Source organism: Brachybacterium sp. J144, from assembly GCF_036321705.1.
Classification (GTDB): domain Bacteria; phylum Actinomycetota; class Actinomycetes; order Actinomycetales; family Dermabacteraceae; genus Brachybacterium.
In genome coordinates this window covers 66,480-79,902 of record NZ_JAZDCG010000011.1, presented here as the reverse complement: position 1 = coordinate 79,902, position 13,423 = coordinate 66,480, and the positions used below count along the sequence as shown (strand labels likewise).

At 71.5% G+C, this 13,423-nt stretch carries 11 protein-coding genes; 9 read left to right on the top strand and 2 right to left on the bottom strand.

The annotated features are described in order from the left end of the window. Positions 1–37 precede the first annotated feature (37 nt). Positions 38–979, bottom strand: a complete 942-nt coding sequence (locus V1260_RS05680; protein WP_329745836.1) for a LysR family transcriptional regulator — start codon at positions 977–979, stop codon at positions 38–40. Positions 980–1,254: 275 nt separating this feature from the next. Here V1260_RS05680 and V1260_RS05675 point away from each other — a divergent pair, with 275 nt between their 5' ends. Genes V1260_RS05675 through V1260_RS05665 form a run of 3 tightly spaced genes read left to right on the top strand, consistent with a single transcriptional unit; the run spans position 1,255 to position 4,563 of the window. Further along, positions 1,255–2,319, top strand: a complete 1,065-nt coding sequence (locus V1260_RS05675) for a tripartite tricarboxylate transporter substrate binding protein (protein WP_329745835.1) — start codon at positions 1,255–1,257, stop codon at positions 2,317–2,319. Further along, entirely contained in the window at positions 2,316–2,978 is a 663-nt protein-coding gene (locus V1260_RS05670; protein WP_329745834.1) for a tripartite tricarboxylate transporter TctB family protein, read from the top strand. The genes V1260_RS05675 and V1260_RS05670 overlap by 4 nt, the downstream gene beginning before the upstream one ends. Position 2,979: 1 nt before the next feature. After that, entirely contained in the window at positions 2,980–4,563 is a 1,584-nt protein-coding gene (locus tag V1260_RS05665) for a tripartite tricarboxylate transporter permease (RefSeq protein ID WP_329745833.1), read from the top strand. Positions 4,564–4,631: 68 nt separating this feature from the next. Here the strand turns inward: V1260_RS05665 and V1260_RS05660 are convergent, their stop codons facing one another. Then, positions 4,632–5,393: an SDR family NAD(P)-dependent oxidoreductase gene (locus V1260_RS05660; protein WP_329745832.1), complete on the bottom strand. Its 762-nt coding sequence runs from the start codon at positions 5,391–5,393 to the stop codon at positions 4,632–4,634. A gap of 384 nt (positions 5,394–5,777) precedes the next feature. Between V1260_RS05660 and V1260_RS05655 the strand changes: the two genes are divergently transcribed. From V1260_RS05655 to V1260_RS05630, 6 genes are all read left to right on the top strand, one after another. Beyond that, positions 5,778–7,118, top strand: a complete 1,341-nt coding sequence (locus V1260_RS05655) for an MFS transporter (RefSeq protein ID WP_329745831.1) — start codon at positions 5,778–5,780, stop codon at positions 7,116–7,118. A gap of 87 nt (positions 7,119–7,205) precedes the next feature. Next, positions 7,206–8,288 carry a zinc-dependent alcohol dehydrogenase gene (locus V1260_RS05650; RefSeq protein ID WP_329745829.1) on the top strand — a complete coding sequence of 361 codons (1,083 nt, stop codon included), beginning with the start codon at positions 7,206–7,208 and terminating at the stop codon, positions 8,286–8,288. Further along, complete coding sequence (gene rhmD / locus V1260_RS05645; protein ID WP_329745828.1) at positions 8,285–9,469, top strand: L-rhamnonate dehydratase; 1,185 nt, start codon at positions 8,285–8,287, stop codon at positions 9,467–9,469. Before V1260_RS05650 ends, rhmD begins: the two co-directional genes overlap by 4 nt. 106 nt (positions 9,470–9,575) lie before the next feature. Next, a complete protein-coding gene (locus V1260_RS05640; RefSeq protein WP_329745827.1) occupies positions 9,576–10,427 on the top strand; it encodes a fumarylacetoacetate hydrolase family protein in 852 nt (283 codons plus the stop codon). Between the two features lie 247 nt (positions 10,428–10,674). Then, on the top strand, positions 10,675–11,646 hold the full coding sequence (locus V1260_RS05635) for a 3-hydroxyacyl-CoA dehydrogenase family protein (protein ID WP_329745826.1): 972 nt from the start codon (positions 10,675–10,677) through the stop codon (positions 11,644–11,646). Positions 11,647–12,009: 363 nt separating this feature from the next. Beyond that, the gene (locus V1260_RS05630; protein ID WP_329745825.1) at positions 12,010–13,410 is read left to right on the top strand and encodes a GntP family permease; all 1,401 of its coding nucleotides are present in this window, start codon (positions 12,010–12,012) and stop codon (positions 13,408–13,410) included. Positions 13,411–13,423: the final 13 nt, after the last annotated feature.

Sequence of the window (13,423 nt, the reverse complement as noted above, 5' to 3'; positions counted from 1 at the left end):
AGTGCGACCTATAGGATCTACGGCTCGCCCGCGGGCGTCAAGCGGTCCGACGCACCCCCGCGGGCACCGGGGCGGCGAGGATCGCGGCGAGGACCGCCTCGACGCTCGGCGAAGACGCGGTGCGCCGATCCCGGGTGACGGCCACGTGCCGCCCCTGCTCGAGCGTGCCCACCGGGGTGATCGCCATCCCCTCGGTCGCGGAGATCGCGGCGGCGAGCCCGTTGAGCACGCCGACGCCGAGCCCGGCCCGTGCGAGCTCGACGACCGTCTGCGGCTGCTCGGTCTGCCAGGCCACCGGGATCGAGAGGCCCCATGCCCCGAGGGCGCTGCCGGTGTCCGGGTCGACCTCCGCCCCCGGCAGGGCGACGGCGATCAGCGGGTGCTCCGGGATCGCCGCGGGCGGCAGGTCCCCCGTCACGGGATCCCGTGCGTCGAGCAGCGGATGATCCGGCGGGGTGAGGGCGACGAACCGCTCCGACCACAGCGGCTCGCTCTGCAGCTCGGGCGGTGGCGGATCGCCGGCCAGGGAGTGGATCGCGAGGTGGTACCGGCCGGAGAGCACGCCGGAGACCAGGTCCTGGGTGGTGCGCTCGCTCAGCTCGATCCGGATCAGGGGATGGCGGGCATGGACGGCGGCGAGGACGCCGGGGAGGAACCCGGCGCTCACGCTCGGGTGGCAGCCGATCACGACGGTCCCGCGGGGCGTGTCGGTGTGGCGGTCCACCGTGTCCGCCCCGCGCTGCAGGGCGTCGAGCACCTCGCGCGCGTGCGGCAGGAAGGCGGCGCCCAGCTCGGTCAGTCCGATCGGTCGATGGCTGCGATCCACGAGCGTCCCGCCGAGGGCGCGCTCGAGGGAGGCGACGTGCGTGCTCACTCGCGACTGGGCGCGGTGGAGGGCACGGGCGGCCGCGGAGAAGCTGCCGTGGTCGATGACGGCGACGAAGGTCTCCAGCCAATCGGTCTGCTCGATGCGGGGCATCGCATCCTCCTTCACGCGGATCACGATTCGATGTCGGCCCTGCGGCCCGGCGATCGTCCGCGCAGGCCATCGGTGCTCTGTGACGGAGCTTACCAATATCGCATATAGGATTTCCGGATCGCGGATCGTCTCCGGGCCGTGAGCGGGGTCTCCCGTTGGTAGCTTGCGGAGCACCCCGAGGGGAGCCGTCCCCGGGCCGGACCGCATCGATGCGGCGACCCCGCGACTCCCCGCGACGGACCATCCCTGACCCTCACGACGAAGTGGAGTCCCCCATGTCACGCCACAGCTCTGCCCGCAGCCCCCGCCCGGCACGCCGCCTGATGACCGGCCTCGCCTCCGCGGCCGCCCTCGCCCTCCTCGCCACCGGCTGCTCCGAGGGCGGCGGCGGGGAGGGCTCGGTCGCGGCCGACGCGATCCAGGCCTGCAACGACATCAACGCCGATTACCCGGCCGGCCCCGTCGAGCTGGTCGTCCCCTGGGCCGCCGGCGGCGGCACGGACGGCGTCGCCCGACTCATCGGCGACCAGCTCTCCGGCCAGCTCGGCACCAACGTCAACGTCGTCAACCGCACTGGCGGCTCCGGCGTCGTGGGCCACCAGGCCATGGTCGACGCGGCCCCCGACGGCCAGACGATCGGCCTGGTCACCGTGGAGATCGGGATGATGCACCACCAGGGCCTCACGGAGATCAGCGGCGAGGATCTCACCGCCATCTCGCAGATGAACGAGGACGGCGCGGGGATCACCGTCGCCGCCGACGCCGACTGGCAGAACGCCGAGGAGCTGCTCGCGTACATCGAGGCCAACCCGGGCGAGGTCACCGCCTCCGGCACCGGCCAGGGCGGCATCTGGCATCTCGCGCTCCTGGGCATGCTGCTCGACAACGGCCTCCCCGTCGACGCCGTGAACTTCGTGCCCTCGGAGGGGGCGGCCCCCGCTCTGCAGGAGCTCGCCGCGGGCGGCATCGACATGACCACCAACGCGCTGGGCGAGTCGAAGACCATGCTCGACTCCGGTCGCGCCCGGGCAATCGGCGTGATGGGCACCGAGCGCGATCCGGCCTTCCCCGATGTGGAGACCCTGCAGGAGCAGCTGGGTTCCGACTACTCGATGAGCGTGTGGCGCGGCATCGCGGGCCCGGTCGGCCTCGACCCGACCGTGGTCGAGGAGCTCGAGTGCCATCTCGGCCTGATCGCCGAGTCCGAGGAGTTCAACGAGTTCATGACGGACTCGGGCCTGGGCGTGAAGTACGCCGGGGCGGAGGACTTCCAGACCCTCATGCGCGAGGACGACATCCTCAAGGGCGAGGTCATGGAGGAAGCGGGCCTGGCGAAGTGACCGCCGCGGCTCCGAACTCCACTTCCCCGCCCCCTACCGCGCCGACCGCGCCGCTGCGCCAGAACCTGCTGATCGGCGGACTCGCCACGCTCGCGGGCGCGATCGTCATCCCCTACGGCGCCTCGATGCCGTACATCCGCGAGGGCATCCCCGGCCCGGGTCTGTTCCCGATGCTGGTCGGGGGACTGCTCATCCTCTTCGGGATCCTGCTGCCGGCGACCACCTGGTGGGGGCGGGGGCGGGATCTCCGCCACCGGGCCGAGCTCGCCGCGATCGCGGCGGCCGACGGCGCGGACTCCGCGGCGGCGGCCGACGGGGAGACGGCTCCCGGCTCGTCGGTCCCGGCGGTCGCGACGGACACCCCCGTCGAGGAGCTGCCGACCGTCGCGGTCCTCGACACCGACATCGGTTCCGACGGTCCCCGTCGCTGGATCAACGGGGCGATCCTGATGGGCGGCATCGTCGCCTACGTGTTGCTCGCCGAGCCGCTGGGCTTCTCGATCACGATGACGCTGCTCGTGGTCGCGATCCTGCTGTCGCTGCGGGCGAGGTGGTGGGTCGCGCTGCTCACGGGCGTGCTGACCGCGCTGGGACTGTGGGTGCTCTTCGAGCAGATCCTGCTGGTCCAGCTCCCCGACGGCCTGATCAGGGGGTTCTGACGTGATCGAGAACTTCTCCAGCGCGCTCGAGCTCGTCGCGGATCCGACCACGATCCTGGTGGTCCTCCTCTCGGCGGTCTTCGGTCTGGTGATCGGTGCGCTCCCGGGCATGACGGCGACCCTCGCTGCCGCCCTGCTTGTGCCCTTCACCTTCTTCCTCGACCCGGTCCCGGCGGTCGCCGCGATCATCACCATGTCCGCGATGGCGATCTTCGCCGGGGACATCCCGAGCGCCCTGCTGCGGATCCCGGGGACCCCGTCCTCGGCGGCTTACACCGAGGACGCCTTCGCCCTGACCCGCAACGGCAAGGGGCCGATCGGTCTCGGCGTCTCCCTGGTCTCCTCGGTGCTCGGCGGTCTCTTCGGCTCGGTTCTGCTCATCTTCGTCTCGCCGCTGCTGGGCGAGTTCGCCCTGCGCTTCACGAGCTACGAGTACTTCTGGGTCGCGGTCCTCGGTCTCACGGCCGCGGTGATCGTCTCGCAGGGGGCGCAGCTCAAGGGCGGCATCGCGCTCATGGTGGGCCTGCTGGTCTCCACCGTCGGCCTCGACGTGACCCTCGGGCACCCGCGCTTCACCTTCGGCGAGGAGGGCCTGTACCGGGGCGTCGACTTCATCGCCGCCATGATCGGGCTGTTCGGCCTCTCCGAGGTGCTGCGGGCGGTGACCGCGCGGCGCGGCGAGTCGATGCCGATCCCGAAGCTCGACGGGTCCGGGATGGTCCGGCCCACCCTCCGAGGCATCTGGCGGAACAAGGGCAGGGTCGGCTCCGGCTCGCTGATCGGCGGCGTCGTCGGCGCCCTGCCCGGCGCCGGCGCGGACATCGCCGCGTGGATCGCGTACGCCGTGACCCGGTCCACCAGCCGGATCCGCCCGGGCTCGGTGCGGCGCGGTCGGACCGAGACGACCGACGACCAGCGGATCGAGGCGATCTCCGGGGCCTCGAGCGCGAACAACGCGGGTGTCGCCTCCGCGTACGTGCCCACCCTCGCCTTCGGCATCCCGGGGGACACGATCACTGCGATCCTCATCGGCGTGCTGCTGGTCAAGGGCATCACCCCGGGACCGGACCTCTTCCTCTACCAGACCGACACCCTGTACTCGCTGTACATCATCTTCATCGTCGCGAACCTGCTGCTGCTCCCGCTCGGCTTCCTGCTTATCCGGGCGTCGGGGCTGGTGCTGCGGATCCCGCGATCGATCCTCATGGGCCTGATCGTGGCGATCTCGATCTGCGGCGCCTTCGCGATCAATAACGGCTACCTCGAGGTCGGCCTGGTGGTGGTGTTCGGCGTGATGGGCTATCTGTTCGAGAAGGGCGGCATCCCGCTCGCCCCCGTCGTGCTCGGCATCGTGCTGGGCCCGATCGTCGAGCGGAACTTCATGCAGTCCGTGATCAAGACGAACTGGGATCTCACCCAGTTCTTCACCCGCCCGATCAGCGCGGTGCTGATCGTGCTGGTGGTGCTCGCGATCGCCTCCGCCCCGGTGATGGGCTGGATCGGCCGACGCGCCGAGCGCTCCGCGGCGCTCAAGGCCGTCCAGGACGTCCAGGTCGATCCGGCCGTTCCGGCGGGCCGGTCCTGACGGCCGCGGACCGGACGCGGACGGGCCCCGTCGGAGGTGACTCCGAGGGGGCTCGTCCGGCGCGGGGGTCAGCTGCGGGTGCGCAGGTTGGTCATGCCGCCGTCGATCGGCAGCAGCACGCCGGTGGTCGAGCGGTTGCGCGGGGAGGCGAGGTAGCAGTGGGCCTCCGCGACCTCCTCGGGCTCGACCAGGCGGCCGTGGGGCTGACGGGCGCTGAGCGCGGCGCGCTCGGCCTCGGGGTCGTCGGCCCGGTCGAGCAGCCGGCCGATCCACGGGGTGTTCGCGGTGCCGGGCACGACGGCGTTGACGCGGATCCCCTCGCGCACCCAGTCCGCGGCCATGGCCAAGGTCATCGCCTGCACGGCGCCCTTGGAGGCGGAGTAGAGCACGCGCTCGGGCAGCCCCAGCATCGAGGCGATCGAGGCCGTGTTGACCACGGCGGCGGCCTCGGACTTGCGCAGATGGGGCAGCGCGGCCTGGGTCACGCGGGCCACGGAGACGACGTTGACGTCGAGCACGCGCGCCCACTCGGCGTCGTCGTTCGCGTCGACCTGGCCCTGGGCGCCGATGCCGGCGTTGTTGATGACGATGTCGATCCCGCCGAGCTCCGCGGCAGCACGGTCCACGGCCGCGGTCACGGCGGCGCGGTCGGTGACGTCGACCTGGATCTGCAGGGCGCCCTCGGGTGCGCCGGAGGGGTCGAGGTCGAGGGCCGCGGTGCGGGCGCCGCGGGCCTGGAGGGCGCGGATCGTGGCGGCACCGATGCCGGCGCCGCCTCCGGTGACGATGGCCGTGAGGCCGGCGAACTCGAGATCGGTCGGGGATGCCATGCGGGGTTCTCCTCATCGAGCGGTGGCGGTACGGACCTATCTTCACACCTCCGATGTCTGCGGGGGCAAGGTGCCCACGACTCGGCGCTCGCGGCGGGAGCGTGGGGTGGGGCGGCGGGGTGGGTCCGGGGCCCGCCTCGGGCGGCGGACCACGACGGCGACCTTATCAAGATTGGATATAGGATTTCAGGGGAACGGATCGTTCCCGGCCCCGGAATCGCCCCGGCGCGCAGTAGCGTCGGAGTCGATCCACCGGGATCCCCGTCGGCCCCGCAGCGAAGCGCTGAGCCGCACCCCGCCCCCGATGGTCCCGGCCCCTGGCCCGGCGCGCGTCCCCGACGCGCCCCGCCTCCCCGGCACCGCCCGCTCGAAGGAGAGTCCCCGATGTCCACCACCGGCACGTCCCGCGACCGCCGCGTCGCCGACGGCGAAGAGCACTACAGCGCCGCCACCCGCAGCGCGACCGCGAAGGCGCTGAAGCGTCTCCTGCCCTTCCTGCTGCTGATGTACGTCATCGCGTTCATCGACCGCACCAACATCGGCTTCGCCGAGGAGTCGCTCGAGATCCACGCGGGCCTCTCGACCGCCGCCTACGCTTTCGGTGCGGGCCTGTTCTTCATCGGCTACGCCGTCTTCGAGGTGCCCTCGAACCTGATCATGCACCGGGTCGGGGCGCGCTGGTGGATGGCGCGGATCATGATCACCTGGGGCATCGTCGCCGCCCTGTTCATGTTCACCACCGGGCCGACGATGTTCTACATCCTCCGCTTCCTGCTCGGCGTCGCCGAGGCGGGCTTCTTCCCCGGCGTGATCCTCTACCTCACCTACTGGTTCCCGCGCCGCCGCCGTGCCCAGGCGACCGCACTGTTCTACATGGGCCTGCCCATCGCGAACATCCTCGGCGGCCCGCTCTCGGGCGGCCTCATGGAGCTCGACGGCTTCCTCGGCCTGTGGGGCTTCCAGTGGATGTTCCTCATCGAGGGCCTGATCGCCGTGGTCGTCGGCGTCATCGCCTTCTTCTACCTCACCGACCGCCCGGCGAAGGCCCGCTGGCTCACCGAGCAGGAGCGCACCGAGCTGCAGTCCACCCTCGACGCCGAGGCCGCCGAGAAGGGGGAGGCCCAGCACCTGAGCTGGTGGCGCGCCCTGCTGAACGGCCGCATCCTCTACTTCTGCGCCGTCTACTTCACGATCCAGCTGTCCGTGTATGGCCTGACCTTCTTCCTGCCCCGCCAGATCGCCGGCATCGCCGGGCGCGACGTGGGCCTGATCGTCGGCCTGCTCTTCGCGATCCCGTGGATCGTGGGCCTGGTCGCGAACTTCTTCTCCGGCCGCCTCGCCGACCGCAGCGGCAACTACCGCGACATCGCCACGGGCCTGCTGGTCGTCTCCGCGATCGGCCTGACCATCACCGGCGTGCTCAGCTCGCCCGTGCTGGTGATGATCGGGCTGTGCCTCGCCGCCGTCGGCTTCTGCTCCGCGCAGCCGATCTTCTGGAACATCCCCACCTCGTACCTGTCCGGGGCGGCGCTGGCCTCCTCGATCGGCCTGATCAACGGCATCGGCAACCTCGGCGGCTTCCTCGCCCCCAACCTGCGGGTGTGGGTCGTCGAGACCTTCGGCACCGAGTCCGCGGGCCTGCTGATGCTCGCCGCCATGCCGCTCATCGGCGCGCTGCTCCTCGCGGGCACCCGCCTGTTCGACCGCCGCGGCGCCGCCGCCTGACCGCTCGCCCGTCGGCCGCCCCACTCGGCCGACGGGCGCCCCGGCACCCACCGTCCACCGCCCTGCCCGACCGCCCAGGAGGCCCCCATGAGAGCACTCGTCCTGACCGACTACCACCGGCTCGACGTCGTCGAGCGCGAGCGGCCCGAGCCCGGGCCGGGGGAGGTGCTGCTGCGGCTCTGCGCGACCGGCATCTGCGGGTCCGACGTGCACGGCTTCACCGGGGAGAACGGCCGACGGGTGCCCGGCCAGGTCATGGGGCACGAGTCCTCCGGCACCGTCGCCGCCCTCGGCGAGGGGGTCGACGAGGCGGCCTTCCCGCTCGGCGCCCCGGCCACCTTCAACCCGGTGGTGGTCCCCGCCGCCGAGGCGGAGGCGTACCGCGGCCGCGAGCAGCACGCCCCCGGCAAGGCCGTGATCGGCGTGGTCCCCGCGATCCAGGCGTCCTTCGCCGACTACGTCGTGGTGCCCGCCGGCAACGTGCTGCTGCTCGATCCGGACCTGCCGCTGCACCTCGGCGCGCTCATCGAGCCGCTCGCCGTCGCGGTCCACGCCGTCGGGCGCGGCACGCCGTCGGCCGACGACCGCGTGCTGGTGATCGGCGGCGGCCCCATCGGGCAGAGCGTCGTGCTCGCCCTGCACCGGGCGGGCGTGCGCCGGATCGTGCTCTCCGAGCGCGACCCGGCGCGTCGGGAGTTGGTGGCCTCGCTCGGCGTCGAAGTCCTCGATCCGTCGGCCGGGGACCTCGCCGAGCGCGTCGCCGAGCTGCTCGGCGGGCCGGCGGACCTCGCGATCGACGCCGTCGGCCTCACCCCGACCCTCGCCGACGCCTTCGCCGCGACCGCGCTGGGGAGCCGCATCGTGCTCGTCGGCATGGGCTCCCCGCGCCTCGAGGTCTCCGCCTTCGCGATCAGCACCGAGGAGCGCACCCTGATCGGCTCCTTCACCTATTCGGCGAAGGACTTCGCCGACGCCGCCGCCTGGATCGGCGCGCATGCCGACCAGGTGGAGCTGCTGGTGAGCCGCATCGTCGGACCCGAGGAGGCGCACGCGTCCTTCGCCGCGCTCGCCGCCGGGGAGGGACCGGCCGGCAAGATCCTCGTCCGCTTCGACCAGCCCGAGCCGTTCGACCAGCCCGACCAGCCCGACCAGGAGGGGGAGCCCGCATGAGCGCGAGCCACCGCACCATCGCCCATGTCCGCGCGTACACCGTCACCGGCGGCGGCGCCGACTATCACGACCAGGGCGCCGACCACTGGATCGACGACCACATCGCCACCCCGATGTCGGTGTACCCCGAGTACCGGGCGTCCCGGCAGTCGTTCGGTCTGAACGTGCTGGGCACGCTCATGGTCGAGATCGAGGCCGACGACGGCACCGTCGGCTTCGCGGTCTCGACCGGCGGCGACCTCGGCGCGTGGATCGTCGAGAAGCACATCGCCCGCTTCCTCGAGGGCGCCCGGGTCACCGACATCGAGCGGATCTGGGACCAGATGTACCGCTCGACCCTGTTCTACGGTCGCCGCGGCATCGTGCTGAACACGATCAGCGCCGTCGACCTCGCCCTCTACGACCTGCTCGGACGCCTCCGCGAGGAGCCCGTGTTCGCCCTGCTCGGCGGGCCCGTGCGGGACGAGCTGACGATGTACGCGACCGGCGCCCGGCCCGATCTCGCGCAGCAGATGGGCTTCATCGGCGGCAAGATGCCGCTGCACCACGGCCCGGCCGAGGGTGAGGAGGGCCTGGAGAAGAACATCGCCCTGCTCGCCGACATGCGCGAGAAGGTCGGCGACGACTTCTGGCTGATGTACGACTGCTGGATGTCGCTCGACGTCGACTACGCGACGCGCCTCGCCCACCGCGCGCACGAGCACGGGCTGCGCTGGCTCGAGGAGGCGCTGATCCCCGACGATTACTGGGGTTACCAGCAGCTGCGGCGCAACGTCCCGAAGGGCATGCTCATCACCACCGGCGAGCACGAGGCGACCCGCTGGGGCTTCCGTCAGCTGCTCGAGATGGGCTGCGCCGACATCATCCAGCCCGATGTGGGCTGGTGCGGTGGCATCACCGAGCTGCTGAAGATCTCCGCGCTCGCCGACGCGCACGGCGCGATGGTGGTGCCGCACGGCTCGTCCGTGTACTCGTACCACTTCGTCATCACCCGCACGAACAGCCCGTTCAGCGAGTTCCTGATGATGCACCCGACCGCCGAGGAGATCGTGCCGATGTTCTCCCCGATGTTGCTCGGGGAGCCCGTGCCGGTGAACGGGCGGATCCGCGTCCCGGACACCCCCGGCTTCGGCGTCGAGTTCAACCCCGAGATCCCGACGCATCGTCCGTACACCCACTGACAGCACCCGCTGACCGACCTGCTGACCATCCTCCGGGACCGTCACCCCTCCGATGTCTGGAGCTGGCACAGTGGGTCGTGAGCATCCACCCCTTCGAAGGAGAACCATGGAACTGCGTCGCCTCGGCCCGATCGGCCAGGAGAAGCCCGCCCTCGTCGCCGACGGGGTCACCTACCGCCTCGACTCGCTCACCGCCGACGTCGACGGGGCCTTCCTCGCCGCCGACGGGATCGCCGCGGTGCGCGAGAAGCTCGCCGCGGGCGAGCTGCCCGTGTGGGAGGGGGCCGAGTCCGAGCGCGTCGGCGCCCCCATCGCGCGCCCCCAGGCCGTGATCTGCATCGGCCAGAACTACGCCGCGCACGCCGCCGAGTCCGGCGACCAGCCGCCGAGCGTCCCGATCATCTTCTTCAAGCACCCCAACACGGTGGTCGGCCCGTACGACGCGGTCGAGATCCCGCCGGGCGCCGTGAAGGTCGACTGGGAGGTCGAGCTGGGCGTGGTGATCGGCAAGCAGGCCTCGTACCTGGCCGACGAGAAGGCGGCGCTCGACGTCATCGCCGGCTACGTGACCAGCCACGACGTCTCCGAGCGGGACTTCCAGATCGCGCAGTCCGGCGGCCAGTGGTCCAAGGGCAAGAACGCCAAGGGCTTCAACCCCGTCGGCCCCGCGCTCGTCCCGGCCGACGCGGTCGACCCGCAGGCGCTGCGCCTCTGGTCGAGCGTGAACGGCGAGGCCCGTCAGGAGTCGACCACCTCCGACATGGTCTTCACCGTGGCGCAGCTCGTGCACCACCTGAGCCAGTACATGGTGCTCGAGCCCGGCGACCTGATCAACACCGGCACCCCGCAGGGCGTGGCCCTCTCCGGTCGCTTCCCGTACCTCGCCGCGGGCGACGTCGTGGAGATCGGCATCGACGGCCTCGGCGCCCAGCGCCAGGAGTTCGTGGCGCACGCCTGAGCTCCCCTCGCGGACGGCGCGCCGGCCCCGGGACCCGAGCGGTCCAGGGGACCGCACCCCCACCCGAGCCCCCTAACCCCCCCTGCTCCCGGCGTCGTTCTGGGACGGTCCGGAGATCGGCCGGCGGCGGTCCACGGGTCTCCTCCCGCAGCGAGATCGCCTGTAGCCGAGATCCAATAGGATTTGCTACTGTCTGCGGCGTGCGCCCCGATCTGCGGCGGCGCCCCACGACGAAGGAGTCCCCCGCATGTCCATCTCCACCGTGACGATCGTCGGCGCCGGCTACATGGGCGGCGGCATCGCCCAGGTCCTGGCCATCGCCGGCTTCGAGGTTACCGTCGCCGACGTCAGCGTCGAGACCGCGAACGCCTCGCTCGAGCGCCTCCGCCGCGAGGCCCGCGAGTTCGAGGAGCAGGGCCTGTACGCGCCCGGAAGCGCCGATCTGGTGGAGAAGAACATCTCCGCCGGGAAGACCATCGAGGAGGCCGTCGCCGACGTCGACTTCATCGAGGAGGCCGTCTTCGAGCGCGTCGACGTCAAGCGCGAGGTCCTCGCGCGCATCTCCGAGCACGCCCGGCCGGAGGCGATCATCGGCACCAACACCTCCACCATCCCGGTGAAGGAGCTGGTCAGCGCGGTGAAGCACCCCGAGCGCTTCCTCACCGTGCACTTCTCCAACCCCGCGCCCTTCATCCCCGGCGTCGAGCTGGTGGCCGGCGAGGCCACCGCCCCCGAGGTCGTCGAGGCGGTCAAGGAGCTGCTTGCGAGGTCCGGGAACCAGGGCGCCCAGGTCGCCGACACCCCCGGCATGGTGCTCAACCGCCTCCAGTACGCGCTGCTCAAGGAGGCCACCGCCGTGGTCGAGGAGGGCGTCGCCACCGCCGAGGACGTCGACACCATCGTCCGCACCACCTTCGGCTTCCGCCTCGGCTTCTTCGGCCCCTTCGCCATCGCCGACCAGGCCGGGCTCGACGTCTACGCGAACTGCTTCGTGACCTTCGAGGAGGCCTTCGGCGAGCGGCTCGCCACCCCGGAGCTCCTCTCCGGCGCCGTCGCCGCCGACCGCAAGGGCGTCAAGAACGGGAAGGGCCTGCTCGGCGACTACGACGAGGCCACCGCCGCCGAGCTCGTCGCCTATCGCAACAGGGCGTACGCCAAGATGTCGCAGCTGCTCGCCGAGCTGGGCCCCGCCCCCAAGGCCACCCCGCGCGCGGACTGACGCTGCCCCCGCGAGGGGCGGGCGTGCGCCGAGTGTCACCGCCCCCCGCCGTGCACCGAGTGCTGCGTTTGGACCGCCACGGAGCGCTCATCGCGGTCCGGATGCAGCACTCGGTGACTCCCGTCGGCTGTCCCGGACCGTCGGCCGGCTCCCGCACCGAGTGCTGCGCTTGGACCGCCATCCGTCGGCTCTCGCACCGAGTGCTGCGTTTGGACCGTCATCGGCCGGTCATAGCGGTCCAGATGCAGCACTCGACCTGAGGATCGCGGCCCCGGGCGGCCCCGCCCCTTCCCACGGCCCCGACCACCGTTCCCCGGTCCCCACCCCAGCCCCATCCCCCCACCCCCGTCAACGGAGACATCCATGGAAGACCTCGTGCTCGCGGACCGCAGTGTCCTGCAGCTCCTCCTCATCGCGCTCGGCGCGATCATCCTGTTGCTCGTCCTCATCATCAAAGTGAGGCTCCACGCCTTCTTCTCGCTGCTGATCATCGCGGTCGGCACGGGCCTCGCCGCCGGGATCGGCGTCGGTGACGTGATCGACGTGGTCGTCGCCGGATTCAGCACCACCGTCGGCACGGTGGCGTTGCTGGTCGGATTCGGTGCCGTCCTGGGACGGCTGATCGAGATCACCGGCGGCGCCCAGGTGCTGGCCGACAAGATGCTCGACACCTTCGGCGAGCATCGTGCCCCGCTGGCCCTCGCGGTCGCCTCGCTGCTCTACGCCTTCCCGATCTTCCTCGACGCCGGCTTCATCGTGATGCTGCCGGTCATCTACACGGTCGCCCGGCGACTCGGCGGCTCCTTCATGCTGTACGTGCTGCCGTCGATCGCGTCCTTCCAGATGATGCACGGCCTGCTGCCTCCGCACCCCGGCCCCACCGCGGCCGCGACCGTGATGGGCGTGGACGTCGGCCTGGTGGTCATCATCGGCCTGCTCATCGGCCTGCCCACCTGGTACCTCGGCGGCTACTGGGTCGCCCGCGTCATCGCCCGTCGCTATCCGGACAGCCCCGTTCCCGCCCTCCTCGGCGAGCCCCGCGACGTGCCGCAGGACGAGCGTCCCGGCTTCTTCTCGATCCTCATCGTGCTGCTGCTGCCGCTCGCGCTGATCTTCTTCAACACCGCCTACTCGACCCTCGAGAAGCAGGGCACCGTCGGCTCCGACGACGTCTTCTTCCAGCTCTCCCGATTGCTCGGCGCGACCCCCGTCGCCCTGTCCCTCTCCGCCCTGCTCGCGATGCTGCTGCTGTACGTCGTCCCACGTCGTCGACGCGGCGAGAAGCTCGGCGGCCTGCTCGAGGACCTGGTCGACGACGCCCTCGCGCCCGTCTGCTCGATCATCCTGATCACCGGTGCGGGCGGCGCCTTCGGCCGCGTCCTCACCGAGACCGGCATCGGCGGCGAGATCGCCGAGGGGCTCGACGCGATGGGCCTGCCGCTGATCGTCGCCGCCTACCTCGTCGCGACCGTCATGCGCATCGCGCAGGGTTCCGCGACGGTTGCGGCGACCACCGCCGCCTCGATCATGGCGCCCGCCTTCCTCGGGGCGGACCTCGGCGCCGTCGCGGTCGCCGCCGCGGTCATCGCGATCGGCTGCGGCTCGATCGGCTGGTCGCACGTGAACGACTCCGGGTTCTGGCTGATCGGCCGCTTCTGCGGCTTCGATACGGTGACCACGTTCCGGACCTGGTCGCTCGTGGGCACCACCATCTCGCTGCTCGGCTTCGGCGTCTCGAGCGTGGTGTACGCGATCGCCGCCTGACCCCGTTCTCCGC